The sequence below is a fragment of the Paraburkholderia sp. BR13439 genome (assembly GCF_040948805.1).
Taxonomy (GTDB): Bacteria; Pseudomonadota; Gammaproteobacteria; order Burkholderiales; family Burkholderiaceae; genus Paraburkholderia; species Paraburkholderia youngii.
The window spans coordinates 115,611-138,666 of record NZ_JBFPKN010000014.1; the positions used below are offsets into that span (position 1 = coordinate 115,611).

General features: G+C 61.2%; 24 protein-coding genes and 3 pseudogenes. 9 read left to right on the plus strand and 18 right to left on the minus strand.

The window, feature by feature from the left end:
* Nucleotides 1–32 precede the first annotated feature (32 nt).
* A pseudogene (locus tag AB3X96_RS25880) lies at nucleotides 33–719 on the minus strand (patatin-like phospholipase family protein); the annotation flags it as partial.
* Nucleotides 719–1,264 (minus strand): annotated as a pseudogene (locus AB3X96_RS25885) (zinc-ribbon domain-containing protein); the annotation flags it as partial. The pseudogenes AB3X96_RS25880 and AB3X96_RS25885, both read right to left, overlap by 1 nt.
* Before the next feature lie 167 nt (nucleotides 1,265–1,431).
* On the opposite strand from AB3X96_RS25885, the gene frmR reads away from it, so the two are divergent.
* Nucleotides 1,432–1,707 (plus strand): formaldehyde-responsive transcriptional repressor FrmR, encoded by a 276-nt coding sequence (gene frmR, locus AB3X96_RS25890; protein WP_368591950.1) that lies wholly within the window; start codon nucleotides 1,432–1,434, stop codon nucleotides 1,705–1,707.
* A gap of 54 nt (nucleotides 1,708–1,761) precedes the next feature.
* Nucleotides 1,762–2,871, plus strand: coding sequence for an S-(hydroxymethyl)glutathione dehydrogenase/class III alcohol dehydrogenase (locus tag AB3X96_RS25895; RefSeq protein ID WP_368591951.1), 1,110 nt, complete (start codon nucleotides 1,762–1,764; stop codon nucleotides 2,869–2,871).
* 140 nt (nucleotides 2,872–3,011) lie between these two features.
* Here AB3X96_RS25895 and AB3X96_RS25900 read toward each other — a convergent pair whose 3' ends face one another.
* Both AB3X96_RS25900 and AB3X96_RS25905 read right to left on the minus strand, forming a co-directional pair.
* Nucleotides 3,012–4,160 carry a 2Fe-2S iron-sulfur cluster-binding protein gene (locus AB3X96_RS25900; RefSeq protein WP_368591952.1) on the minus strand — a complete coding sequence of 383 codons (1,149 nt, stop codon included), beginning with the start codon at nucleotides 4,158–4,160 and terminating at the stop codon, nucleotides 3,012–3,014.
* Nucleotides 4,161–4,167: 7 nt separating this feature from the next.
* Complete coding sequence (locus tag AB3X96_RS25905; RefSeq protein WP_368591953.1) at nucleotides 4,168–5,427, minus strand: SRPBCC family protein; 1,260 nt, start codon at nucleotides 5,425–5,427, stop codon at nucleotides 4,168–4,170.
* A gap of 199 nt (nucleotides 5,428–5,626) precedes the next feature.
* On the opposite strand from AB3X96_RS25905, the gene AB3X96_RS25910 reads away from it, so the two are divergent.
* Nucleotides 5,627–6,553 (plus strand): LysR substrate-binding domain-containing protein, encoded by a 927-nt coding sequence (locus AB3X96_RS25910; protein ID WP_368591954.1) that lies wholly within the window; start codon nucleotides 5,627–5,629, stop codon nucleotides 6,551–6,553.
* 169 nt (nucleotides 6,554–6,722) lie between these two features.
* Here the strand turns inward: AB3X96_RS25910 and AB3X96_RS25915 are convergent, their stop codons facing one another.
* The gene (locus AB3X96_RS25915) at nucleotides 6,723–7,634 is read right to left on the minus strand and encodes a LysR substrate-binding domain-containing protein (RefSeq protein ID WP_368591955.1); all 912 of its coding nucleotides are present in this window, start codon (nucleotides 7,632–7,634) and stop codon (nucleotides 6,723–6,725) included.
* Between the two features lie 218 nt (nucleotides 7,635–7,852).
* On the opposite strand from AB3X96_RS25915, the gene AB3X96_RS25920 reads away from it, so the two are divergent.
* Entirely contained in the window at nucleotides 7,853–9,256 is a 1,404-nt protein-coding gene (locus tag AB3X96_RS25920) for a KamA family radical SAM protein (RefSeq protein ID WP_368592050.1), read from the plus strand.
* A gap of 70 nt (nucleotides 9,257–9,326) precedes the next feature.
* Entirely contained in the window at nucleotides 9,327–9,665 is a 339-nt protein-coding gene (gene fdxA, locus AB3X96_RS25925; protein ID WP_368591956.1) for a ferredoxin FdxA, read from the plus strand.
* 15 nt (nucleotides 9,666–9,680) lie between these two features.
* On the opposite strand, the gene AB3X96_RS25930 is transcribed toward fdxA, so the two are convergent.
* The 5 genes from AB3X96_RS25930 to AB3X96_RS25950 form a co-directional block, all read right to left on the minus strand.
* A complete protein-coding gene (locus tag AB3X96_RS25930) occupies nucleotides 9,681–10,829 on the minus strand; it encodes a branched-chain amino acid ABC transporter substrate-binding protein (RefSeq protein WP_368591957.1) in 1,149 nt (382 codons plus the stop codon).
* Between the two features lie 114 nt (nucleotides 10,830–10,943).
* Nucleotides 10,944–11,087: a proline racemase family protein gene (locus AB3X96_RS25935; protein WP_368592051.1), complete on the minus strand. Its 144-nt coding sequence runs from the start codon at nucleotides 11,085–11,087 to the stop codon at nucleotides 10,944–10,946.
* 415 nt (nucleotides 11,088–11,502) lie between these two features.
* Nucleotides 11,503–11,667: a hypothetical protein gene (locus AB3X96_RS25940; RefSeq protein ID WP_176111137.1), complete on the minus strand. Its 165-nt coding sequence runs from the start codon at nucleotides 11,665–11,667 to the stop codon at nucleotides 11,503–11,505.
* A gap of 142 nt (nucleotides 11,668–11,809) precedes the next feature.
* Nucleotides 11,810–12,496 carry a hypothetical protein gene (locus AB3X96_RS25945; RefSeq protein WP_368591958.1) on the minus strand — a complete coding sequence of 229 codons (687 nt, stop codon included), beginning with the start codon at nucleotides 12,494–12,496 and terminating at the stop codon, nucleotides 11,810–11,812.
* A 465-nt stretch (nucleotides 12,497–12,961) separates the two neighbouring features.
* Nucleotides 12,962–13,759, minus strand: coding sequence for a hypothetical protein (locus AB3X96_RS25950; RefSeq protein WP_368591959.1), 798 nt, complete (start codon nucleotides 13,757–13,759; stop codon nucleotides 12,962–12,964).
* A gap of 360 nt (nucleotides 13,760–14,119) precedes the next feature.
* Between AB3X96_RS25950 and AB3X96_RS25955 the strand changes: the two genes are divergently transcribed.
* Nucleotides 14,120–15,226: a transglutaminase domain-containing protein gene (locus AB3X96_RS25955; RefSeq protein ID WP_368591960.1), complete on the plus strand. Its 1,107-nt coding sequence runs from the start codon at nucleotides 14,120–14,122 to the stop codon at nucleotides 15,224–15,226.
* 56 nt (nucleotides 15,227–15,282) lie between these two features.
* Here AB3X96_RS25955 and AB3X96_RS25960 read toward each other — a convergent pair whose 3' ends face one another.
* From AB3X96_RS25960 to AB3X96_RS25970, 3 genes are read right to left on the minus strand one after another with little or no spacing between them, the layout of a single operon-like run.
* Nucleotides 15,283–16,437 (minus strand): exo-alpha-sialidase, encoded by a 1,155-nt coding sequence (locus AB3X96_RS25960; protein WP_176111141.1) that lies wholly within the window; start codon nucleotides 16,435–16,437, stop codon nucleotides 15,283–15,285.
* Between the two features lie 32 nt (nucleotides 16,438–16,469).
* Entirely contained in the window at nucleotides 16,470–16,739 is a 270-nt protein-coding gene (locus AB3X96_RS25965; RefSeq protein ID WP_013093592.1) for a MoaD/ThiS family protein, read from the minus strand.
* 45 nt (nucleotides 16,740–16,784) lie between these two features.
* Nucleotides 16,785–17,318, minus strand: coding sequence for a hypothetical protein (locus AB3X96_RS25970; protein ID WP_368591961.1), 534 nt, complete (start codon nucleotides 17,316–17,318; stop codon nucleotides 16,785–16,787).
* A gap of 162 nt (nucleotides 17,319–17,480) precedes the next feature.
* Here AB3X96_RS25970 and AB3X96_RS25975 point away from each other — a divergent pair, with 162 nt between their 5' ends.
* Entirely contained in the window at nucleotides 17,481–17,831 is a 351-nt protein-coding gene (locus AB3X96_RS25975) for a BON domain-containing protein (protein WP_368591962.1), read from the plus strand.
* A 229-nt stretch (nucleotides 17,832–18,060) separates the two neighbouring features.
* The gene (locus AB3X96_RS25980) at nucleotides 18,061–18,372 is read left to right on the plus strand and encodes a high-potential iron-sulfur protein (RefSeq protein ID WP_368591963.1); all 312 of its coding nucleotides are present in this window, start codon (nucleotides 18,061–18,063) and stop codon (nucleotides 18,370–18,372) included.
* Between the two features lie 66 nt (nucleotides 18,373–18,438).
* On the opposite strand, the gene AB3X96_RS25985 is transcribed toward AB3X96_RS25980, so the two are convergent.
* Together AB3X96_RS25985 and trpS are read right to left on the minus strand one after the other, a co-directional pair.
* The gene (locus tag AB3X96_RS25985) at nucleotides 18,439–18,855 is read right to left on the minus strand and encodes a hypothetical protein (protein ID WP_368592058.1); all 417 of its coding nucleotides are present in this window, start codon (nucleotides 18,853–18,855) and stop codon (nucleotides 18,439–18,441) included.
* Between the two features lie 372 nt (nucleotides 18,856–19,227).
* The gene (trpS, locus tag AB3X96_RS25990) at nucleotides 19,228–20,244 is read right to left on the minus strand and encodes a tryptophan--tRNA ligase (RefSeq protein WP_176378171.1); all 1,017 of its coding nucleotides are present in this window, start codon (nucleotides 20,242–20,244) and stop codon (nucleotides 19,228–19,230) included.
* Nucleotides 20,245–20,546: 302 nt separating this feature from the next.
* Between trpS and AB3X96_RS25995 the strand changes: the two genes are divergently transcribed.
* Nucleotides 20,547–20,927: a hypothetical protein gene (locus AB3X96_RS25995; RefSeq protein ID WP_176122055.1), complete on the plus strand. Its 381-nt coding sequence runs from the start codon at nucleotides 20,547–20,549 to the stop codon at nucleotides 20,925–20,927.
* Here AB3X96_RS25995 and AB3X96_RS26000 read toward each other — a convergent pair.
* The 3 genes and pseudogenes from AB3X96_RS26000 to AB3X96_RS26010 all read right to left on the minus strand — a co-directional run bounded on the left by AB3X96_RS26000 (nucleotide 20,920) and on the right by AB3X96_RS26010 (nucleotide 23,054).
* A complete protein-coding gene (locus AB3X96_RS26000; protein ID WP_368592052.1) occupies nucleotides 20,920–22,641 on the minus strand; it encodes an IlvD/Edd family dehydratase in 1,722 nt (573 codons plus the stop codon). The two genes, AB3X96_RS25995 and AB3X96_RS26000, sit on opposite strands and share 8 nt — an antisense overlap.
* A 108-nt stretch (nucleotides 22,642–22,749) precedes the next feature.
* A pseudogene (locus AB3X96_RS26005) lies at nucleotides 22,750–22,911 on the minus strand (aldehyde dehydrogenase family protein); the annotation flags it as partial.
* The gene (locus AB3X96_RS26010; RefSeq protein WP_368591964.1) at nucleotides 22,905–23,054 is read right to left on the minus strand and encodes a hypothetical protein; all 150 of its coding nucleotides are present in this window, start codon (nucleotides 23,052–23,054) and stop codon (nucleotides 22,905–22,907) included. The gene AB3X96_RS26010 and the pseudogene AB3X96_RS26005, both read right to left, overlap by 7 nt.
* Nucleotides 23,055–23,056: the final 2 nt, after the last annotated feature.

A 23,056-nucleotide genomic window follows, 5' to 3' on the forward strand; every position in this document is an offset into this window, starting at 1 on the left:
ACGACTGTCCGCCGCTTTCTTCAGCAGGCTGCTCAGAGAAACTCCGCGCGAATGTCGATGCTGGAGCGTCGACCGATATCCGCGTAGTGCCGCGCGAGCCACACATCGGCCTCGTTCCGGCCGTTGTCGCGCAGTTCGCAGAGAAAGCTCCAATCCGCGTTGTACTTGCTGGACAGGCTGAGCGCGCACATCGCGGCGTCGGAGCGGATCGAATGAATCAGCATTTCCTTCATCTCGTCCCGATCGAGTTTACCTTGCTGGATCAGATCGGTGACAAATGCAATTGCACGCATCTCGCGCATCAGCGATGAATTGAAGCTGATCTCGCTGATCCGATTCAGAATTCCGGCGGCCGTGACTGGCACGCCGGCGCGTACGAGCGTATTGATGTGGACGATCACCACGTCGCGCGTCTTGCAGTGATAGATCAGCGGATAAATGGCGGGGTTGCCCATATAGCCGCCATCCCAGTAGTGCTGGCCTGCGATCGTGACCGCATGGAACAGCGTCGGCACGCAGGCGGAGGCGAGCACCGCGTCCGCGCAGATGTCCTCACCCGTGAAGATGCGTATCTTGCCCGTCTCCACGTTGGTCGCGCACAGATATAGCAGTATCGGACACCGTTGGCGCAGTGCCGCAAAGTCGACCTGGCGTTCGAGCACTTCGCGCAACGGATTCAGATTGTGCGGATTGAACTGATAGGGAGAAAACACGCGCAGCCATGCCGGCGCATCGCCTGCTGCATCCGCAACGCCGCGAAAAGCGCCCGTTGCGGATGGTCTTCGTGGGCGATTGGCGCGCCAAACAGCGCGAGGATGCCGTCGCCCAGCGATTTGGCGACGTAGCCCTCGTCGTAGTGGACGGCTTCCATCATCAGCGCGACGACGGGCTCGATCAGGTGGTGGGCTTCTTCCGGGTCGAGATCATGGATCAGAGCCGTGGAACCCGCCATGTCGGCGAATAGCGCCGTGACGGTTTTGCGTTCGCCAGCAGTTTCGCCTCTTGCTTCCATCGCGACGTGCTCGGCACGGATACGCTCGGCAAGATGATGGGGCGTGTAGTTGACCGGTGCGGGCGGTGGTTGCTGGACGGACCTCGCCTGCTCCGGCGCTTCGCTGAGCGGCGCCCCGCACTCGCTACAGAATCGGGCGGTTGCGGCGGACTCACGCCCGCAACGGGGACACACGCACGTCAGCATGGTCCCGCGGGCTTCGCAGAACCTGGCCCTGCTGAGATTATCGAATCCGCAGTTTGTGCAGCGCATACAACCTCGTCGCGGCACGACCAATAGGAATTCATTATGCGCCGGATGCACCATGGGAGCAGTCCGGCTATTCACCTGGTGTTTCGGCCGCCGAATCCCTGGGACACGTATACTCCCCCTAAGTATTGTCCTATACTGCCCCCTAGTATCAACACATCGTTGCTGTCATGCCTCATTCCGCCGAAGAAAAGAAACGTGTGCTGACACGCGTGCGCAGGGTTCGCGGCCAGCTGGACGCGCTCGAGCGCGCGCTGGAGGACGGCGCCGATTGCGCTCCGGTGCTCCAGCAACTGGCGGCCATCCGCGGGGCGATCAACGGTGTGATGGCCGGTGTGCTCGAAAGCCATCTGCGCGAGGAGTTCTCGCACCTTGCGGGATCCGCGGATGCCTCATCGGGGTCGATCGACGATGTCGTGACCCTCGTTCGAACCTATCTACGCTAGTTCAATGCGGGAATTCCACCCCGCAATTGGCGCCCCTTTCTTAACAGGACCACTATGAAATCGCGTGCTGCAGTTGCGTTTGCGCCAGGTAAGCCCCTCGAGATCGTCGAGATCGACGTCGAACCGCCTCGCAAGGGCGAGGTGCTGATCAAGATTACGCATACTGGTGTGTGCCACACCGACGCCTTCACCCTCTCGGGGGACGATCCCGAAGGCCTCTTCCCAGTCGTGCTCGGTCACGAGGGCGCCGGCATCGTCGTGGAAGTGGGTGAAGGCGTGACGAGCGTCAAACCCGGCGATCACGTTATCCCGCTCTACACCGCGGAATGTGGCGAGTGTCTGTTCTGCAAGAGCGGCAAGACCAATCTGTGCGTTTCCGTGCGCGCCACGCAGGGCAAGGGCGTGATGCCCGACGGCACGACCCGCTTCAGCTACAACGGCCAGCCCCTCTATCACTACATGGGCTGCTCCACGTTCAGCGAGTACACCGTGGTGGCCGAGGTGTCGCTCGCCAGAATCAACCCGCAGGCCAATCCCGAGCAGGTGTGCCTACTCGGCTGCGGCGTGACCACGGGGCTGGGCGCGGTGAAGAACACCGCGAAGGTGCAGGAAGGCGATACCGTCGCCGTATTCGGGCTGGGCGGCATTGGCCTCGCCGTGATCCAGGGCGCCAAGCTCGCCAAGGCTGGCCGCATCATCGCCATTGACACCAACCCGGGCAAGTTCGACCTGGCACGCGCCTTCGGGGCGACCGACTGCATCAACCCCAAGGATTACGAAAAGCCGATCCAGCAAGTCATCGTCGAAATGACGGGCTGGGGCGTGGACCACAGCTTCGAATGCATCGGCAACGTCAACGTGATGCGTGCGGCGCTGGAATGCGCGCACCGTGGCTGGGGCCAGTCGGTCGTCATTGGCGTGGCCGGTGCGGGTCAGGAAATCTCCACCCGTCCGTTCCAGCTCGTGACCGGCCGCCGCTGGCTCGGCACCGCCTTTGGCGGCGTGAAGGGCCGCTCGGAACTGCCCGGCATGGTGGAAGACGCGATGAAGGGCAAGATCCAGCTCGCGCCGTTCGTCACCCATACGAGGCCGCTGTCTGGCATCAATGAAGCTTTCGATTTGATGCACGAGGGCAAATCGATCCGGACCGTGGTTCATTACTGACACCGAAGGACGGAGAGAGGCCCTGGTCTCGGCAGGCTAACCGGGGCATCGGGAAGGCGCGCGAACTTCGCGGGCGCCGCCGCTCGTAGCGGCGGCTGGCCGCGCAATCCGCGCCCTGGGTCCGTCCGGAATGGGAAAAGCTACAGATCGAGAATCAGATCCGAAGTCGGTCGGCTGCAGCACATCAAGCGCATGCCCTTGTCGATTTCACGCGGGCGGATGCCTCCGTTGTGCCTCATGTCCACCGAGCCATCGAGTACTTTCGTCTTGCAGGTCCCGCATATGCCCTGGCTGCATGACGATGGCAACGGCACACCGGCGTTGCGCGCGGCGACGAGCACCGTCTGCGATCCGTCCATCGTGAACGTGCGACCCGAGCGCGCCAGTTGCACCGTATAGCCTATCTGCCCGCTCGCTTCTGCGCTGGGCTCCGCGCCCGGCCCTTCAGCGCACTCCATAGTCTCCGCGAAGTTGAAGCTTTCCTGATGATATCGGGAAGGATCGTGCCCACCTTCCTCGAGCATCTGTCTGCAAGCGTCCATATAGCCGCCCGGGCCACAGATGAACACTTCACGATCGCGGTAGTCCGGCACATGCTGGCTCAACAGTTCAAGACCAAGACGCCCCACGGGACCCGACGAATCAGGCTCATTCCCGGGCGCCTCGCATACGTGCACGACCCGGAGCTTGTCCGAGAGCGCGCAGAAGCACGCAAGCTCGTTGCGAAAGATGATGTCTTCCGGCGTCCGGGCGCTATGAATAAACACGATGTCGCGATTCAGGCCGAGGTCGAGTGCCGCCCGCGTCATTGACATCAGTGGTGTCACGCCCGATCCCGCCGAAAGATACAGAAGCTTTGCAGCGGGGCCCGAAGAAGGTGTGAATACGCCCGAGGGCCCGAAGGCTTTCAGCTCGACACCCTCCCTCATGTTCTCGTGCAGCCAGTTCGACATGACGCCGCCCGGCGTGCGTTTGACCGTAATGGAAAGCGTATGGGGGCGTGTCGGCGGCGAAGAGATCGTGTAGCAACGGTTGACCTCCTTGCCGGCGATCTCGGCCGATACCATGATGAACTGCCCCGGCTCAAAGCTGAAGAGCCGGCCGTCCCGGGCACTAAACACGAATGTCCGGACATCTTGCGTTTCAGCGGACACCCGCGTGCACGTGAGCGTGCGCTGCTCGTGACTCGGCCACTGGGTGTCCGCGAGTTCCCACGTGCTCGCACTGCAAAAACGATCAGGCATTTCCCGACCCGGCTCGATGAAACATGAATCCACGGCAACGTTCATGGCGACCTCAAACTCCGTGCGCTCTCAGCTTCGCGTCGTACCACCGCGAAAACTGATCCAGCGCTGCCTCTGTATAGCTCGAAAAAGGCCCCGGGATATAAGCCGGATCCTGCGTGCCTGCGTGCGTGTTCGCAACGAGTTCCGCGTCCTGGTTCGTCGTCGCGATCCAGACCTCGGTTAGCCGCTTCAGGTCATAGTCCACACCTTCAACAGCGTCTGCGTGGACGAGCCAGACCGTGCGCACGAGCGTCTTGTCCGGCGCGAGCGGCAAAAGATAGGCGATCACCGCATGGTCGCTCATCACATGAGTCCACGAATGATGACCCCACATGTGGACGTCACCAAGGTCGCGCCGGCTGACTCCGCCGAGCAGTTTCGTGCATGCGACTTTCGTGTCCAGCGTCTGCGATTCGTTGGCCCCCGAGATGACGAGGCGCTGGGTCCGGAAGTTGGTATCCACACTCTCGTCGAGCGATTCGAACGTGGCGCAGACATAGCCGTCCTTTTCCCAGTTCTCCCGGCAAGCCGCGTTGCGTTTCAGGTAGTCCTCGTAGCTTCGCAGCGATTCTTCGCTCTGGCCATCCGGACAAAAACCGAAGTCCTCCGCCAGAAACGAGTTTGTCAGTTCCGGATGGGTGCCGGCGCAGTGGTAGCACTCGCGGTTGTTTTCCATCACGAGCTTCCAGTTGCCGTTTTCGACGATCTCCATCTCATGGGCGATCTTCGTTCGCGTCAGATCGTACGGCGCGAAGCGCGGGGCCATCACGGTCTCGAGCTTCTCGAAGTCAGCGGGCGGATCGTCGGCGAGACAAACGAAGATATGCGCGCCCACCGTCTTCACATGGACGGGAATCAGGCTGTGGCAGCTTGCGTCGAAGTCCTTGCCCATATGCGTCGAATGCTTGAGGCTGCCGTCGAGATCATAGGTCCACTGATGGTATGGGCACACGAGCATCCCCACGCTGGCCTTGCCGGTCTTCTTCATGATCCGCGAGCCGCGATGGCGGCAAACGTTGTGATAGGCGCGCACGTTCTCGTCGTCGTCCCGCACGATGACGATCGATGCCCGGCCGATGTCGACCGTGTGGACATCGCCCGGTTCCGGTACATCGGCTGTGACGCCAACGAGAATCCAGAGCTTGTTAAAGAACACCTCGACGTCCGTCTCGAAGACGTCACGACGCCCGAACAACTCGCCGGGCATGCCGTGTCCCTTCTTGCGGCTTTCGATTAGTTCGCGATGCGATTGAAGCTGAACTTCAGACATGGTGGACCTCGTGGTGAGAATGTTTCGCAGCGCTCGCGGCACTGATATGGCGTTGAGTATTGGATCGTCGAAACGCACCGTCAATGTCCTTTATAAGCCGGTTCACATTCCTTTAAATCATGCGAGAATGCACGTGGGACCGGACTCCTGAACCGGGCATCATGGATCTGCTCTCAAACCAGGGTTCCGCCTGAGCAAGATGAAAACCACCAAAGCAACCAAAGGCTATCGTCGGATCGTTCCCTCACTGACCGCCCTTGTCGAATTCGAAGCCGTGGCTCGGCTTGGGAGTTTCACCTATGCCGCGAGTGAATTGGGCGTCACGCAGTCCGCGGTGAGTCGACAGGTTAGATTCCTCGAAGAGACGCTCGGCGTTCAACTCTTTCACCGGCTGCACCGTTCGATTGATCTGACGAGTGAGGGCGAAGCGTTGTACATGGTCGTCGCCGAGTCGATGCAGAAAATCGCCGGCGTGTTCGATCGGCTGGTGACGGGAACCGAATTGCGGGAACTGGTGCTGGTGTCGACGGCCGCCTTTTCGCAATTCCGGCTCCTGCCGCGGCTCGCGAAGCTAAAGAAGCTCGTCCCCCCATTGCAACTGCGGCTGTCGACCGACATGTTCACCGCGGACCTGCGCCATGTCGAAGTCGATGTCGCTGTGCGCTACGGGGACGGCAACTGGCCGGACGGAACCTCGACGTTGCTGTTCGACGTGGAGGTCTTCCCCGTATGTTCCCCGGAGTTCCTTCGGGAATACGGCACGCCACGCTCACTCGATGACCTGGCGAAGCTGGCGCTCGTCGAGTCCGACGCTACGACTGAAGGTTGGATGGGCTGGAACGAATGGTTTCGCGCGGTCGGGTACCGGCCCGGGCGACTCAACAAGGTGCTGCGGTGCAGTCTCTACTCCGATGCGATTCAAGCCGTGAGATATGGACAGGGAATTGCGTTGGGGTGGAGCCGCCTGGTCGATGACCTGTTGCTCTCAGGAGAACTGGTCCGGATGGACGTGGCGACGTTCCGGCCGAGCGACGCCTATTTCGTCGTGGTTCCGCATGGTCGGACCATCACACCGGTCATTACGCAGCTAATCGAATGGCTGCGGGGAGATCCGGCGCCCCGCTGACTTCTCGCGCAGGGCATCGTCGGTTGTCGCTCAGGCCCAGATATCACCTATCGTGAAGCCGTTGACGTAACGGAGACTGATTCGATCCGGGCATCGGCGCCTGCACAACACCCGCAACAGCATGCACGCGATGCGCTCCGGAACGACTCCGCTCCTCGCGCTGTGACGGTTAGCGGCATCCGCCGAGTTCGACGTATCGGCCTGCTTCTGAGAGCATCCATCGCTCGAACGCTTGCACAAGCGGCATATTCTGTTTGCACTCCGGATATACGAGGTAATACCCCTTGTCGCTGCGCAAGGACAAATTGCACGGCACGATCAATTCACCCAGTTCCAATTCGTGCGACACGAAGAATCGAGGTACGAGCGCGATACCAAGGCCCGCGCGCGAGGCTTCCACGAGCATTGAAAACAGCTCGTAGCGCTGCCCACGCATGCAGTCGGCGTCGTGAATGCCCGCCTGCGCGAGCCAGTTCCTCCACGCGTCCGGCCGTGCGGACTGATGCAGCAACGTGTAATTCGCGACTTCAGGCGGCTGCAAATCGGTCCGCCCTTTTAGCAACTGCGGGCTGCAAACGGGCGTCATCTCTTCGCCGAAAAGGTACTTTGCGCAAGAGCCCGGCCAGACAGGATCGCCGAAATGGATCGCTGCATCGAACGGCGTGTCGGTAAATAAAAAGGGTTCCGCACGTGTCGTCAGGTTGACCGTCACCCGCTCGTGTTCCGCATAGAACCGGGGAAGACGCGGTATCAGCCAGCGCGTAGCGAATGTCGGTATGACCGCGATTTCGAGGACGCCGCCCGCGTCGCGATGCGCCATTGCGGCCAGCGTGTCCCGCTCCAGCCTTCCAAGGTTCTCGCGAACCTGCCTTGCATAGATCTGGCCGATCTCTGTCAGGCTGAGTCGCTTCTTGACGCGATTGAAAAGCGGTACGCCCAGATACTCCTCCAGACTCCCGACCTGCCTGCCGACCGCGCTTTGCGTCAGGGCCAGTTCGTCGGCGCTGCGCGTAAAGCTCAGATGCCGTGCTGCGGCCTCAAACGCAATCAATGCTTCGATACTGGGAATTCTTCGCCTCACGTTCCTTCCTCAAACGCACAACGTTGCGAGTTTATATCGTTTGCGGGCCGGTGGCCGACGACGCCACAATTAATTCCAACTTGCCGAGCGATGGACAACGCACCCGTCCGTTCGGTTGGCTTCACGTTGCAGAAATTCCTTTCGCTTCGATTCATCATCGCCTGGCAACAGTGGCGGTGTTCGTCAGCATCTTTCCAAACCTCACGAAGGATCAGGCCATGACTTTCGACTCGCCCCCTGTAAAGTTCAAACCATATACCCGGCAGACGATCAGCCAGGCGCCACAGTGGCAACACCTTCCTGAATCGCTGCGAGAGGCTGTGCAGGTCGTATCGCGTGTCATGCCGTTTCGTACCAATCAGTATGTGATGGACGAACTGATCGACTGGGGCAAGGTGCCCGACGATCCCATCTATCGCCTGACGTTCCCGCATCAGGACATGCTCTCTCCCGCCGACTATTCGAAGCTGCGAGACCTGGTGCTCGTGAAAAAGGACGAGGCCGCCATCGAGGAAACAGTTCGCGGTATCCGGCTGGCGATGAATCCGCACCCGGCCGGACAGATGACACACAACGTGCCGTTCATGAACGGGCAGCCCGTGAGCGGACTTCAGCACAAGTACAAGGAAACGGTATTGTTCTTCCCGAGCGCCGGGCAGACATGCCACGCGTACTGCACATTCTGTTTCCGCTGGCCGCAGTTCGTGGGCATGGACGACCTCAAGTTCGACGCTCGCGAATCGAGCGAGCTCGTTGCGTACCTCACGCTGCATCCCGAGGTGACCGACGTGCTGATCACCGGTGGCGACCCGCTCATCATGAACACGCGTTCGCTTGCCGGGTATATCGAACCTCTGCTGGCACCCGAGCTTTCGCATATCCAGAATATCCGCATCGGCACCAAATCGGTCGCTTACTGGCCACAACGCTATGTGAGCGATAAAGACTCCGACGACTTGCTGCGTCTATTCGAAAAGGTCGTGGCGTCCGGCAAAAATCTCGCGATCATGGGCCACTACAATCATCCGGCCGAACTGCGAACCGAGATCGCACAGCGCGCGGTCAAACGGATCGTCTCGACAGGCGCGACCCTGCGCATGCAGGCGCCGCTGATCCGGCACATCAACGAGGACCCCAACGGGTGGGTGGAACTATGGACGACGGGTGTGCGTCTGGGCGCCATTCCGTACTACATGTTCGTCGAACGCGATACCGGGCCCAGTCATTACTTTGAACTGCCGCTCGCAAAAGCATACGAGATATTCCAGTCTGCTTATCAGCAGGTGTCGGGACTTGCGCGTACGGTTCGCGGCCCGTCGATGAGCGCGTTTCCCGGCAAGGTGGTCATCGACGGCATCGTCACGATTGCCGGCGAAAAGGTGTTTGCCCTGCAGTTTCTCCAGGCACGCAACCCGGACTGGGTGCGTCGCCCCTTCTATGCCAGGTTCGATCCCACCGCGACGTGGCTCCACGATCTCGTTCCGGCTTTCGGTGAAAAGAAATTCTTCTTCGAAACCGATGAAGACACGCGGCATAAAACCGTACATATCATGTCGCGGCACGCTGGCCGGCATGTTCCTGAGTCGACAGTCGAGATCCCCGCGGTAACGGCCGAAGCGTAATCCATCACCAACAACCGGTCCGCTCCCGGCGGGCCGGCGTCTTATCGACTCATATTGATAGGGATTCGAAATGACTTACGTGGTAACCGAAAGCTGCATCCGGTGTCGGTATACCGACTGCGTAGAGGTCTGCCCCACCGACTGCTTCCGCCAAGGTCCGAACTTTCTCGTGATCGATCCGGATGAGTGCATCGACTGCGGAGTTTGCGCGCCGGAGTGCCCCGTCGACGCGATTGTGCCGTCCGAGGACATTGCCGAAGACCAACTCGCGTTCGTTGAACTGAACGCCGAGCTTGCCAAACAGTGGCCGACGATCGCCGCCCGACAGGCGCCGCTTCCCGACGCCGAGGAATGGAAAGATGTTCGGTCGAAGCTTCGATATCTTCAGAAAGAGTCCGTTGCTTGCTAACCGTCGCCCGGCAACTCACTTGGCACCGATGGTCGTCACGGGCAACCACTTGCCGCCTTTCACCTGATAGAGCGTCGACGTCGGGTGTTTCAGATCTCCGTACGAATCGAATTCGATCTTTCCCGTGATGCCGTTGTACTGAATAGTTCGCAATGCAGGCATAAATACCTCGGGTTTTGAGGAATTCGCCTGTTTCATGGCGGTGATAGCGACCCACGCGCAGTCGTAGGCGAATGGCGCGTAAGTCAACGTATCCGCGCCGAATCGTTTTTTGAATTTATCCGCGAACGCTTTGCCTTGAGGAAGGGACACGACTGGCCGTCCGTACTCCCAGGCCATTGCGCCTTCGGCAGCACTGCCGGCAACGCCGATGAAGATGCTGTCGGCGATGCCACCGCTCCCTACGAACTGCGTCCGCATACCGAGTTGTTTCATCCTCCTGGTAAGAAGGGCCGCCTGGTTATCGAGGCCGGCAAAGTACAGCAGGTCCGCGTTCGCCGCCTTGATATTCGTGAGCTGTGCGTTGAATTCGACGGCCTTGTCGTTGGTGTATTCCGACGCGACGATATGGCCGCCGGCCGCGATGACGGCCTTCTTGAATTCTTCCGCGGCTCCCTGGCCAAATGCCGTGCGATCGTCCATCACTGCAATGCGCTGCGCCTTGGTGACCGCTACCGCGTACTCCCCTGCATTGCCCGAGTTCTGTGCGTCGGTGGCGATAATACGAAAGACGTTCTTCAGCCCTTGTCGGGTTATGGCCGGGTTCGTGGCGGCGGGGTCTATCAACGGAATGCCGGCCTTGGCGAATATCGGCGACGAGGGCAACGCTACTCCGGAGTTGTAGTAGCCCACCACGGCGACCACGCCATCATCGACGAGCTTCTGAGCGACTTGTACGCCAATGCGTGGGTCGCCCTGATCATCGACGGAGTCCAGCCCGAAGCGCACCTCCTGCCCGCCCAACTTCGTGCGCTGGGCATTGGCTTCTTCGACGGCGAGCCGAACACCATTCTCGATGTCCTTACCGTTGGCGGCTCCGGCGCCGGTCAGCGGGGCCGACACGCCGATCTTCACGACCTCCTGTGCGAATGCCTGGCCGCTTGCGAGCAATAAGGCGACGGCAGCCAGTCCAGCCGCGAAGCATTTTTTGGAGGTGTCGAGCATCTGTTTACTCCTGGACGTGCGAACTCCAGCTTCCAGCGGGTGCAGCCGCGCCGAAACCCATCACGGTCGTCTCGAAGCCGGAACGCGGCCACTTTTGCTTTGCGACAGGATTCATCACCAGATATCACCAGCAGTAAAACCATTCGTGAAAGGATCGCTGGGGTCCAGCACGTATGTACTGAATCCATAGGTCCACGAATGTCCCGACACTGTCGGCACGTCTGGATCAACGGCGTGACGCTGGCCAACGGCGTGAATCTGGCTGGGAAGTACGGCGGCGGCTCGCTAAGTTCGCAGGGCCCGCAGTACAAGATTACCGGGTCGGGCACGACCGGCCTTGCACCGAATCCTTCGACCGGCCAGGGCGGATTGATCACATTCGGTCTGCGATTACAGCCCGTCCGGCGACGCGGTACGCTGGAGCCCGTCGCTGATCGCCGGGTCCGGTGTTCGTGAGCAATGTGAGCGGCATTAAGCTGAACAAGGCGGTGATCGCGGGCACCACGTACAACACGTCGCTGACCGCACCGGCAACCTGATGCCGGCGCACATGGGCGCGGGCAACCGCTGTCCGTGTGCGCGTGACAGCGGGCAGATCGAGCGACGAAACGATGCGAACCGAGGTACGACTACCACCCCTTGTTCTTTGGCTTCCTGACGCAGTCGTCGTGTCCTATTGCCACTTCGCGTGCTTATGACGATTGCGACCGACTACGTCCCACTGCTTTCTCGCTTCCTTTTGCGCCGACTTGCCGTGATCATGCTGATGTTCTCCGTCGGCTGCTTGACCGGCCTTGGCGCCGCGCCTTGCGAACCTGAACATTTCGGCGAATTTCATCTCGATCTCCTTGTGCGGTAACGACGCCGCAAATCCAGTGTACTCCGGCTGCCAGGTCAAAAGTCGCGACTCGGACCAGCTTGCGTCCGGGTTCTGACCGGGTTTGGCTTTTCCCAGGAAACGCAATGATCGACGCGTCAATTCAAATAATCGTTCTCGTTCTTGTCGCCTCGATCGCTGTCGCGCCCGGGCGCGAATATTTCTGAATCTCAGCGTTGCAGCGCGTCGCGTAGATGAATGTCAGATCCGAAGCGTCTCGATGCGGCACTTGAAAAGTACCCCAATCCTCGCCTGGTTCGCTGAGGCGGTCACATAACAGTTCGATCACTGCATCCGGAGCGGGTGCGCAGTTCATGAACGGCTTGTGCGACATCAGAAACGTCCGCATTGTCTCTGGTCGTTCCAGATTGAGCGGAACGTGCCACGGCAGCCGGCCGGATGTCCCGTCAAACTGCACATACAACACCGGCGGAGCCTTGAAGTGCATGTGGAACAACCCATGCACATGGATCGCGAAACGCTCGAAATAGTCCTCCATGCGGGACTGCAGGCTTGAGTGGGAATAAAGAAGTGTCGCGCTCGCGGTGGCTTCCAGACGAAAGGTGACAAACCTTGCTTCGCCTTCCTGTGAAACCACCCCAACTCCGTACTGCCCTATCACCTGAAACGGGGTCGCGCGAGGCGGAGTATAAAAATATCGATCGACGTAAGAGACGGGTTCCCCATCGTCATCATCATCGCGGAAGTTGCCCGCTCGAGAACTCGCGGAGGCTGGATTGCCGGGATTCAATTGGGTGGATCTGGCGTCCCTATCGCTTTTGCTCGACATAGTGGTGCCTCCGCATCCGGTTCTGGGAGAAGCAGCATATGCGTCCAATCCGACGGGCTCGGCCTTGCGTCTGCCTTGCGAAAATCACCCTTTCGGATCTTTACGTACCAGGGAGTTTTGCGGTCCGTGAGTCGTGCGCCTCCAGGCCTCGTCCGCTCTTTGTTGAGCCGATTTCACGGTATGTTCGATCCGACGCTTGCTAGTGGGCGCATGGGTAATCGCCGAAGTCAGAGTGGAAAGTGTCCGTCGGACAGTCCTGGTGACCATAGCTCGCTCCGCGTTCTTGTCCATATCCATATGTTAAGTCTAGGCCGATACGTGAAGTGCGCGCTACTGTACGTTTGAACAGCACCTTGGTGAGTCCATGATGGACATCGTCTCGTTTCATCGGAGCAATGAGCCTCCGGCTACGGCAGCGCTCGATTCACAACTGCCCTGAAGCAACCGCGCAGTTCAGTCAGCGCTTCACGTCTCTGGCTTGGGGCCTCTAACCGCAGCGAAGCGGTGTTGTATCGCGACGAGTTGGTCGTCCGTGGTCGCGACCAGCCACAAGCGTGCGTGCTCCTCGATTTTCCGGTTGTGGTCCTTCAGCGGCCCCATCGAGGTCGCGGCCTTCCAGACCACCGGGCCCACTCGGCTACTCCTGCCGGACGGGGCGCCTACCAGCAGGCAATAAGGTCCAAGAGGAAGCGATACGAACGGTACCGCTGGACTCCCTCGCACGCGCCAGTCGATGAAGGGCATCTCGCTGATAAGCAGCGGCGTGGCCAAGCCGTAAAGCACGCTGAAATCGTACAGCGCCAGTTGCTTGCGCAGGCCCGCGTAACCGCGCCGGATATCAGCAACGACTGCCGCGCGGATTTCATCCTCGAACATCGGCTCGTTCGCATAGCGCGCGAAAGCCTCCCGGGCGTCCGACTGATATGCGCTGAACACCCCGAGTTCCACGCAGTCCTGAACCGCGCGGTGGATCTCCGCTACCGAGCCGGCCTCATCTGGCTTGCCCAATTGCGCTGCCCGCAAGAACCGGGCAAGTCCCGCTTCCTGGATCGGAGGGCCATCCGCGGATGTGTCGCCGTCAGCGTCCTTATCGAGCGGCACGTAGACGTATTTTTCGGCCGCAAAGCGCGATTTCTTGCCTTCATCAAACTTGATTTGGCCATCGCTAAAGTCCAAATAGCGAGTTCCGATTCGTCCATGCTCCCAAATCCAGTTCTTCAGGAGCGGGCGGAGTGGATGCAACGTGTCGTGCTCAGCAGCCATTCAAGCCTCCCAATGCCTTCGGATAGTTCCGCGTGGTCGCCTGTTTCGTCGAGGATCCCCAACAGCGATGGTAACGGAGACACGGCCTCCGGCTTCCATCCACTCGAAGTGTGCGGATAGCGCGAACAGCTATCGCGTGTCTGTTGGGCGTTGGGCGCCACGGAGCGTTCGCGGCACTCGAACCACAAAGCCAATCTCTTTGTAAATCAACGAAGTAGAGAAATATGACGAATTGGCACGTCGCGTGCAGTGTTGGGTTCAGCCCGCGTTGCCCTGCGCTGGATGGCGTAAGACGCCATCGGAGGGACTTCGAAACACTGTCGCGCATCGGCGTCCGGTGTGGCTTCCTGGAGTCTACCTATGCCGCTCGCTCGACTGCTCCTCTGCTTTCTCCAGTGCTCGCTCGCAGCCGCGGCGCTGTTGCCCATCGTCGCCGGCGCCGCGAACCTGCCGGACGCATCGCAACGCTATGCGTCCGGCACGCTCGATGCGGGTCCCAGCGATTCGACGACGCCTCGCGAGCTGAAAGCTGGCATCGAGCGCCTGCGCACCGGGACGTGGTGGGAAGCCAACCGCAAGATCCGCCCGGAACTCGCGCAAGTCGGCGACCTGATGTTCCTGCTGCCGCTTGCCGACAGGCAGCTCGAACCATCGTCGGATGCTATCGGCCGCGTACAGCGCCTGCGCGAGGCGCTGCGCGGCCACCTGATGCGCGAACCCGCCGGCTGGACCCGCCTCGTTGCGCAGGTGCGGGCAGAGCGCGCGAAGGCCGGCGACGCGTCAGCCGTGCTGCTCGCTGACGCTCTCGTCAACGAGGTCCGCTACCGCGACGGAACCGACGGCAGCTACTACGCGCCGGCACGGTTCTTTGCCGAAAGCGGCGTGTGCAAGGACTTCGCCGTCGCCAAATACCTGCTGCTGCGCGACGCGGGTTTCGACATCGAACGGCTGCGTCTCGTATCGCTCGCGCCGCGCTACAACAACACGCCGGACGACTGGCACGTGATCCTCGTCGTGCAGATCGATGGCGCGAGCGAACCGCTCGCACTCGATTCACCGAACGCGAAGCGCGCCGCCGATGCGTCCAGCGAGACATCGGCTTCGAGCGGTCCGTCCGCGCTGCTCGGCGCAATCCTCGCCGGCCGCGAGCCCGCCGACGCGGTGCTGCGCGCGCCCGCCGGACCGCTTGCCACACCGCTCAGCCGGTCTGGGCAAGCGCGGCGGCCGCTTGCGACAGTGTTCAACGAACTGGGCAGCCGGTCATTCGAACGCGCTGCGCCGGGCGCGCTGCGGCGCGCGTCGGCGGCCAGGCGAAGCGCGAACGCGATGTATGTCGACGAAATGGGCGAGTCGTGGACAGTCGACGGCTCCGGCACGTTTCCGAAGTGGCGCGTCGCCGTTGACCAGGCAGACGCGCCGCGGGAGCCGGGTCCGGCGGCAAGGTTGATACGCGTGGCGGCACGCTGACTAATGTGGGCATGGCGCGCGCGCCGCCGCCTCGAAAGTCTTCTGACGCAGAACCCTCAGCCAAACCGAACACAATAAACAGGCGGCAAATGCGCTGAAATCAATTGCCAGTTTTCACCGCCGTCGTCGGACGTCCAGAGCGAGCCGGTGGTCGACCCCATCGCGAGGCGCATGCCAGAGTCATCCACCGCGAGCCCGTGCCGATACACGAGGTCATACGCCGGTTTTCGCGGCAACCCGTTGGAGAAACGTTCGAACGTGCGGCCGCCGTCGCGTGTGCGCGTGACAACGAATTGGCCGTCCACCGGAATGCGGCACTGGTCTTTCACGGCAGGCACGAACCACGCGGTGTCCGGGTCGCGCGGATGGACGGCAACCGCGAAGCCGAAGCTCGATGGCTGCGCTTCGATCCGCTGCCAGTGAGCCGCACCGTCGAGCGAGCGGAAGATGGCGCAGTGATGCTGAGTCCACAGCGCATCCGGGTTTGCCGGGCATTGCACGACGCGGTGCGGGTCTTGCACGTTGGCGTCGCCGCGCCGCTCCGGCGGCATGTAGTCGGCTTCCATGCCCTCGGCACTCACGCGCCAGCTCGCGCCGCCGTCGTCGGTTTGCCAGACGCCGCCGCACGATACACCGATCGTCACGTGCCGGCTGTCGCGCGGATCGACCATCACGGAATGGATTCCCGCCGCGTCGTAGCCGCCTCCGAACCATTCACGGCGCTCCGGGCGATCCCACAGCGCGCGGTTGAGCACCCACGTGTCGCCGCCATCGCCGGAACGGAAAAGCCCGCCTGGAATCGTGCCGGCCCACAAGACGCCTGGCTCGTCGGGGCCGCCTGTTTCAAGCGACCATATCTGCTGAAGCGTCCAGGGAGTGGCTGGCCGGCTGGGCGGGGCTTCGTCATCGCTGTCGGCGCCTGCGCTCGCGTGCGCGCCGTTTCCGGCAGGCGTCTCGTCGGCAGGCTGCGGCGGGTAGACCGGAACCGCGCACTCCTCCCAATCCGCGATGCCCGCGCGCCGGCGATGCAGCTTCACGCCGAAGTGGCCGAGATTGAGCGCCGCATACAGCGAGCTGTCGCGCGGATCGCGCAGCACCATACTCACTGGCTCGCCGGCGAAATGCAGATCGCCGAAGTGCCAGCCGCCCTCACCATCGGCTCTGACATCGAACAGGCCCTTGCGGGTCGCGACAAGCAATCGATCGCTCATATCGAGTGACTCCTCGAGTACTGATAGGCCTCTCACCCGCCCGACAGCGCCTGAACCACGTAAACCCGGCTTTGCTCGCCGAGCGCGTCGGACAGATGTTCCCGGTCGTGGACCCGCCGGCCGTCGACGAACACCGCGAGATGCGGCCGCAGCGAGCCCTGATCGTCAAGGATGTAGCCGCGCAGTCGAGGTTGCGCGACGAACACGGCTTCGAGCGCTTCGCCGAGTGTGCGCGCGTCGATCTCGCGCTCGGGCGTTGCGATATGTCGCTGAATCGAAGCTGCGAAAAAGATATGCGCCATGGCCGGATAGAGTCGCGGGACGACAGCGTCCGTAGGTTATGTAGTCTAGGCGATTCCGCGCTTTCGGTTGAGTTGCGCGCAATGACCGTTCAGCGCCGCGCTGCGCGCCGCATGCCGCATCGTCTCGGCCAAGGCGGAGCCTCGCTCTCCGCCAGCTTGAGACCCCGTGACGACGGTCGCTATCGAAACGAGTAACGGCATCGACAAACGTATAGGTGATGACGAGCCACATCGCGGCCGCGAGACCGAGGAACCATGGCACGACGCGCGGCAGGACGTGATACACCGATAGTTGGCTGCCGAGCACGGCCGCCGCCGCGACCAGCGGTCAGAAAGCGCGGCCCGCGGCTGTGATCGACAACATCGGCATGCACCGCGCGGATAGCGCAACAGACGGCATAACGTGATGGCGAGCAAGACAGGCCACGTCACCGCATTGATGCCGAGAAGGAGCCAGCCAACGAGGTCGTCGTCAAGCAGATGCGCAGCGACGGAGACGATGCCTGTCGCCATGACGATCGCGAAGGCGGTGGGCGGGAAAGCGTGTAGCCAGGACTGGCGTGGTTTCAACGCCGGCATTTACCGCTCCTCGACGTCGAATAACCGCCACCTTTGAGGATGCGTGGTCGAATCGTCCAAGCCCCGCCCGACGCCGTATACTCGAGAAAGCCGGACCGCTTCGTTTAGATGAATTGAATGTACGAATGTTTCATTCAGAGCTTCTTCAGGAAATCGACTTCAATGCGAAAGGCGCCCTACATCCAAGGCCGGTTACTGATCGTCGCTATGTTCGCGTTGCTCGCGTTCATGTTCACCAACGGCTGCAAATCGACAACCACAGCGAGACCGTCCGCGACCGCGCCGACGGCAGTCGCCACTGACGACGCCACGCTCGCCGGCCGGGTGAAGCAGGCGCTTGCCGCGGACCCCACGCTACGATCGTTGCCGCTCAGCGTGGCAACGTATCGAGGCGTCGTGCAGTTGTCGGGAGACGTGGATTCAGAGGCTCAGATTCTGGAGGCACTTGCGGTGACCCACAGCGTACCGGGGGTGCAATCCGTGAACAACGATCTGCACGTCAAGCAGCAATGACATGCGTTCGCCGGTAGACAGATGACACGAGAGTCATGCGGGACCGCGCACGTCCTCGCTTTCAATATGTCGCAATGTGATATGTCGAGCAGCAACCGGGCTGCGAAACCGGTGTTCGACAATCGAAAGGTATGCCGATTGCTCATGTGTTATGACGAGGCGGTTCGCGATTGACCGGTTCACCGTCACTTTGCGGCCGTCTGATTGTGCCTCGAAAGGAGTTTCGATCGTGTCGCTCTCTCGCCGTCATTTCATGATACTTGCCGCATCCGTTGCCTCGACGACCGTTCTCTCGACGAAGTCAAACGCGGACGCGCCCGTGCTCGCCGAAAACGATCCGACCGCACAGGCGCTCGGATACAAGATGGACGCGTCGAAGGTCGACAAGGCAAAATTTCCTCGGTACCAGACGGGGCAGACTTGCGCCAATTGCCAACTGTATCAGGGCAAACCCGGTTCCACGAATGGGCCGTGCCCGACGTATGGGGGCAAGCTGGTCGAAGCAAAAGGATGGTGTAACGCCTACGTGAAAAAGGCGTAATTTACAACCCGCGAGTGTTGAACGAGAACCGTCACGCACCGCAAGGAACAACAAGCCGCCTCCCGTTCAGCACCATATCACCTGGTCGTATCCAACCGTGCGCCGGTAGACGTGCGTGGCATTCCAATTGCACGTCGTGTATTCCATGTACGCATTGGTAAGAACAACGATCCAGTGTGACAGCGTTTGCATCACGATCTCCAGAGGTCGGAAAATGCTCTTAAGGCTCCTGCGGCGCGACGATTCCGTGATTTGTTGCGCCCTCGATGTGTCGTCGGATAAGACGACCGCACAGTCCAGCTTCGAGATTTCGATTTCGTTGCGAATACCTGGCCAGATCATGCGGTTCATCATCGCCTTCTGCGGCAGCAACCGATTCTTCGAGGATTTGAATCGACCCAGGGCCAAAAACCGCCAATAAAAATGGCGAACCGTTGTCGCGATGCAGCATTGAAGCGACCCCGGCAAGGGAGAGCGATGCATGATGTGACTCCATGCTGCCGGTTGTGCCTCGACGCGGCAATTGCGAAATCCGCCACCGCGATTGCTGATTCTTGCCGCCGTCGAAAATAAACAGGCACGTGACGCACGACGACGCCTACCTGATGCTCACCGAAGCGAGCGGAGGACGACATCGTTCTCGCCTTCGTCAGACGGATCGCGAAGTTCGAGCGCTGGAAAGATCAGGCTGCGTTGGACTGGCACTGGCAACAGCCCTATACGAAAGAGGCGCTGGAGCTTTTTGGTGAACATCTGGCAACGCCGCTGTCGGAGACTGACGACGTCGCCTACCTCACTGACGTGATGGAACGTGGGGGAATAGCGGGCGGGCGCGACACAGCCGATCTCCTCTGTTCAGCTCTGAAAGTAGGTCAAGCCCAGCGCGCTTTTGACCTCCGACAAAGTTTCTCCAGCCACCTCCCGTGCGCGCATCGTACCGCGACGCAGGATCGCAAGCACCTCGGCCGGGTCTTGCTCCAGCTCGCGACGTCGTGTGCGAATCGGTTCAATGAGCGACTGGAGCCGCTCGTTCAGCACGCGCTTGATCACGCTATCGCCGAGTCCACCCCGCCGATAGTGGGATTTCAGTTCGTCGACTTTCTGCACGTCCGGCTCGAACGCATCGAGAAACGCGAACACGACATTGCCTTCCACCTGACCAGGATCGCTGACTCGCAAGTGGTTCTGGTCGGTGTACATGTTGTTGACCGCCCTGGTGATTTCGTCCGGCGTAGCGCCTAGTGCGATGGCGTTCCCGAGGGACTTGCTCATCTTCGCTTTGCCATCGATGCCGGGTAATCGCGTGACCTGTGACAGCACCGCCTCGCATTCGACCAGCACAGGTCGGTCGACGGTGTTGTTAAAGCGCCGCACCAATTCGTTGGTCTGCTCGATCATCGGTAGCTGGTCATCGCCCACGGGTACGTGGGTTGCCTTGAACGCGGTGATATCAGCCGCCTGACTGATCGGATACGTCAGGAAGCCCGCCGGGATGTCGCGTTCGAAACCGCGCAGGCGAATCTCCTCCTTGATGGTCGGGTTTCGCTCGAGGCGCGCGACCGTCACGACGTTCAGCAGATACTGAAACAGCTCGGCCAGTTCTGGCACCTGGGACTGGATGAAGATGGTCGACTTCGCTGGGTCGATGCCCACCGCAAGATAGTCGAGCGCTACTTCGATGACGTTCTGGGTAACCTTCTGATGCCGGCCGACGTTGTCGGTTAACGCCTGCGTGTCAGCGAGAAGCAGGAACTGCTGTGCCTCATGCTGAAGTTGGACGCGCGCACGCAGCGAGCCGATATAGTGGCCGAGGTGAAGCGGGCCGGTGGTGCGGTCACCGGTCAAGATCGTGGGGCGGTTAGTGTGTGTCATGGACAGGAGGTTCCTGATTTGGATGCCACCAGCCATGAGCGTGCTGAAACGAAAATGCCGCCAGGACTGGCGGCATCACGTTTGCGAATATGCGTATGTGTGTGGAAACGGGCCGCCGGATTCAGGCGTGCCACCAACGGTGCAGTTTCAGCGAGGTCGGTTTCGTATCCATGGAATTGAGTATAACGCAGCCTCAAACAAATTTGCCTGAGGTCGGCGACGCGTACCAGGGTGACGCGCTACGTGCGGGCGCGAAAAAGGGAAAGTGATACGATTGTCGGGCGTCCGATCAGGAGACGAATATGCCCATCTATCAGATCACTCGCAGTGTTCTGGAGCGCGTCGCCCAGGCGGTATCGCGCTCCTTCCACGATGACGCTATCTACAGCGAAGAGGCTGCGGCGGACGGTCGGTTGAACGTGCTGCTGGTGCGCAACCCAGCCGGGCCCGATACTCCCTACATTTCGCTTCGCTTCCCCGGCGACCTGCTGGGTCGCCTCGAAACACTGGGGCCCAAGCAAACCGCGATAGTCGGGAATCACATTCGAAACATCGTTTCGGCCCGTCTTGCCGAGTACCGGAACGCATCCGACGCCGGAACGCTGAGCCGGAACGCCCCCTTCCCGATCGAATTCGACGAGCGCATTTTCGACGACACCGCTGGGGCGGATGAGCTTACTTGAACTCGTCGGAAGGAAAGGCGGTGAGGAAATCAAAATCGCACCCTGCCGCGGCGGATAGCACGTGATCGTGATAAAGCCGCTGGTAACCGCGCGCATACATCCCTTCCGCCGGACGAAGCTCAGTGGCACGACGCGCCAGTTCGGCCTCGTCAACCAGCAGATCGATCCGCTTGTCCCGCGCCGACAGCCGGATCCGGTCGCCGTTGCGCACCAGCGCCAGCGGGCCGCCGAGCGCGGCCTCCGGCGTCACGTGAAGCACGATGGTCCCGTATGCGGTACCCGACATGCGCGCATCGGAAATGCGCACCATGTCCTTCACCCCCGCCCGCGCAAGTTTCTGCGGAATCGGCAGATAGCCGGCCTCGGGCATGCCTGAAGCACTGCGCGGCCCGGCGTTCTGCAACACGAGAATGTCGTCCGCGCGAACGTCCAGATCGGGGTCGTCGATGCGCGCGGCCAGATCTTCGAGCGAAGTAAATACCACCGCGCGCCCTTCGTGTTCGAGCAGTTCGGGGGTAGCGGCGGCGCGCTTCAGAACAGCACCGTCAGGCGCCAGGCTGCCGTTCAGAACGATCAGCCCGCCCTCGGCACTGACCGGTTTCTCCGTCGAGCGGATCACTGCCGTATCGATCGGATCGGCAAGCGGCTTGTTCAACCGCTCATCGAGGCTCTGCCCGGCGATGTCGCGACAAGTCAGATCGAGTTGGGGCATCAGTCCGCGCAGAACGCCCTCCAGCCCGCCGGCCGCATGGAAATCCTCCATGTAGCCGTTGCCTACCGGCTTGAGATCCACGAGTACCGGCGTTTCATCTGACAGCCGGTTGAACTCGTCGTAATCGATTTTCAGTCCGATACGACCGGCGATCGCCGCCAGATGAATCACGGCGTTGGTCGAACCAGAGACCGCCAACAATACGCGCAACGCGTTGCGCACCGATGCGGGCGTCACGATCTCGGCCGGTTTCGGTCCGCCATCGAGGGCCATGCGCGCAACCAGCGCTCCGGTTTCCTCGCAATTGCGCAGACGATCCGCGTGCACGGCCGGGATCGCCGCCGACCCGGGCAGCATCATGCCCAGCGTTTCCGCGATCAGCGCCATCGTCGACGCCGTACCCATGACCGCACACGTTCCCGCGGTGACGGCCAGACGCCCCTCCACCTGCCTGATCTCCTGCTCCGGGACTTTCCCCGCGCGGAAATTCGCCCAGAAGCGGCGGCAGTCCGTGCAAGCGCCAAGCCGCTCGCCGCGATGTCGACCGGTCATCATCGGACCGGCCACCACCATGGCGGCGGGCCGCCCTGCGGAGATCGCGCCCATCAACATCGCCGGCACGGTCTTGTCGCATCCGCCGAGCATCACCACCGCATCCATCGGCTGGGCGCGGATCATTTCCTCGACGGCCATCGCCATCAGGTTGCGATAGACCAGCGAAGTCGGCGAAAGGAATACCTCGCCAAGCGAAATCACCGGAAATACCACCGGCAACGCGCCCGCCGCGAGCACACCGCGCTCGACCGCCTTGACCATTTCGGGGAAGTGACGATGGCAGTTGTTGAAACCACTCTCCGAGGTGCAGATGCCGACGATCGGCTTGTCGAGCGATTCGCCGGTGTAGCCCATCGATTTGGCAAACGACCGGCGCAGATAGCGCGCGAAGTCGTGATCACCGTAGTTCGTCAGGCCATTGTCCAGGCCACGCGGTTTTTGATTCATGTCCCATTCCTTACGATCAGGCGATGACGAATGTATCCAATACTCGCGCACCACGGGCGCGGGCATCCTCGATCAGCGACAGTGCGCTCGCCACGCAAACGGCATCAGGATCGACCGGTGCACATAGAACCGCGACGGCGAGATGCAGACCTGACCACAATTGCGGAACCTCGTCGTTGCGAGCCTTTTCGCGCTTTCCACGGGGTCCGCGTCGGCATGGACGATCACCGGCGCATGTCCGCCCAGCTCCATCGTAACCTTCTTCACATGAGCGCAGCGGCTTCGTCCGCTTCGGTCGCGGCGGGCATGCTGCCAACCGGCTCGCCGGTCGCCGGACTTCTGACCACGATGGATTCACCGTCGGACGCACAGCGCCACGCGCCATCGATCAGCAGGCCACAAGATTCGTACATGC

What these genes read in the sequence shown, in the direction of transcription:
- frmR (WP_368591950.1), top strand. Translation starts at nt 1,432, where the DNA reads ATGCCTCATTCCGCCGAAGAAAAGAAACGTGTGCTGACACGCGTGCGC.
- AB3X96_RS25895 (WP_368591951.1), top strand. Translation starts at nt 1,762, where the DNA reads ATGAAATCGCGTGCTGCAGTTGCGTTTGCGCCAGGTAAGCCCCTCGAG.
- AB3X96_RS25900 (WP_368591952.1), bottom strand. Translation starts at nt 4,160, where the DNA reads ATGAACGTTGCCGTGGATTCATGTTTCATCGAGCCGGGTCGGGAAATG.
- AB3X96_RS25905 (WP_368591953.1), bottom strand. Translation starts at nt 5,427, where the DNA reads ATGTCTGAAGTTCAGCTTCAATCGCATCGCGAACTAATCGAAAGCCGC.
- AB3X96_RS25910 (WP_368591954.1), top strand. Translation starts at nt 5,627, where the DNA reads ATGAAAACCACCAAAGCAACCAAAGGCTATCGTCGGATCGTTCCCTCA.
- AB3X96_RS25920 (WP_368592050.1), top strand. Translation starts at nt 7,853, where the DNA reads ATGACTTTCGACTCGCCCCCTGTAAAGTTCAAACCATATACCCGGCAG.
- fdxA (WP_368591956.1), top strand. Translation starts at nt 9,327, where the DNA reads ATGACTTACGTGGTAACCGAAAGCTGCATCCGGTGTCGGTATACCGAC.
- AB3X96_RS25930 (WP_368591957.1), bottom strand. Translation starts at nt 10,829, where the DNA reads ATGCTCGACACCTCCAAAAAATGCTTCGCGGCTGGACTGGCTGCCGTC.
- AB3X96_RS25940 (WP_176111137.1), bottom strand. Translation starts at nt 11,667, where the DNA reads ATGAAATTCGCCGAAATGTTCAGGTTCGCAAGGCGCGGCGCCAAGGCC.
- AB3X96_RS25945 (WP_368591958.1), bottom strand. Translation starts at nt 12,496, where the DNA reads ATGTCGAGCAAAAGCGATAGGGACGCCAGATCCACCCAATTGAATCCC.
- AB3X96_RS25950 (WP_368591959.1), bottom strand. Translation starts at nt 13,759, where the DNA reads ATGGCTGCTGAGCACGACACGTTGCATCCACTCCGCCCGCTCCTGAAG.
- AB3X96_RS25955 (WP_368591960.1), top strand. Translation starts at nt 14,120, where the DNA reads ATGCCGCTCGCTCGACTGCTCCTCTGCTTTCTCCAGTGCTCGCTCGCA.
- AB3X96_RS25960 (WP_176111141.1), bottom strand. Translation starts at nt 16,437, where the DNA reads ATGAGCGATCGATTGCTTGTCGCGACCCGCAAGGGCCTGTTCGATGTC.
- AB3X96_RS25965 (WP_013093592.1), bottom strand. Translation starts at nt 16,739, where the DNA reads ATGGCGCATATCTTTTTCGCAGCTTCGATTCAGCGACATATCGCAACG.
- AB3X96_RS25970 (WP_368591961.1), bottom strand. Translation starts at nt 17,318, where the DNA reads ATGCCGGCGTTGAAACCACGCCAGTCCTGGCTACACGCTTTCCCGCCC.
- AB3X96_RS25975 (WP_368591962.1), top strand. Translation starts at nt 17,481, where the DNA reads ATGCGAAAGGCGCCCTACATCCAAGGCCGGTTACTGATCGTCGCTATG.
- AB3X96_RS25985 (WP_368592058.1), bottom strand. Translation starts at nt 18,855, where the DNA reads ATGCATCGCTCTCCCTTGCCGGGGTCGCTTCAATGCTGCATCGCGACA.
- trpS (WP_176378171.1), bottom strand. Translation starts at nt 20,244, where the DNA reads ATGACACACACTAACCGCCCCACGATCTTGACCGGTGACCGCACCACC.
- AB3X96_RS25995 (WP_176122055.1), top strand. Translation starts at nt 20,547, where the DNA reads ATGCCCATCTATCAGATCACTCGCAGTGTTCTGGAGCGCGTCGCCCAG.
- AB3X96_RS26000 (WP_368592052.1), bottom strand. Translation starts at nt 22,641, where the DNA reads ATGAATCAAAAACCGCGTGGCCTGGACAATGGCCTGACGAACTACGGT.
- AB3X96_RS26010 (WP_368591964.1), bottom strand. Translation starts at nt 23,054, where the DNA reads ATGTACGAATCTTGTGGCCTGCTGATCGATGGCGCGTGGCGCTGTGCG.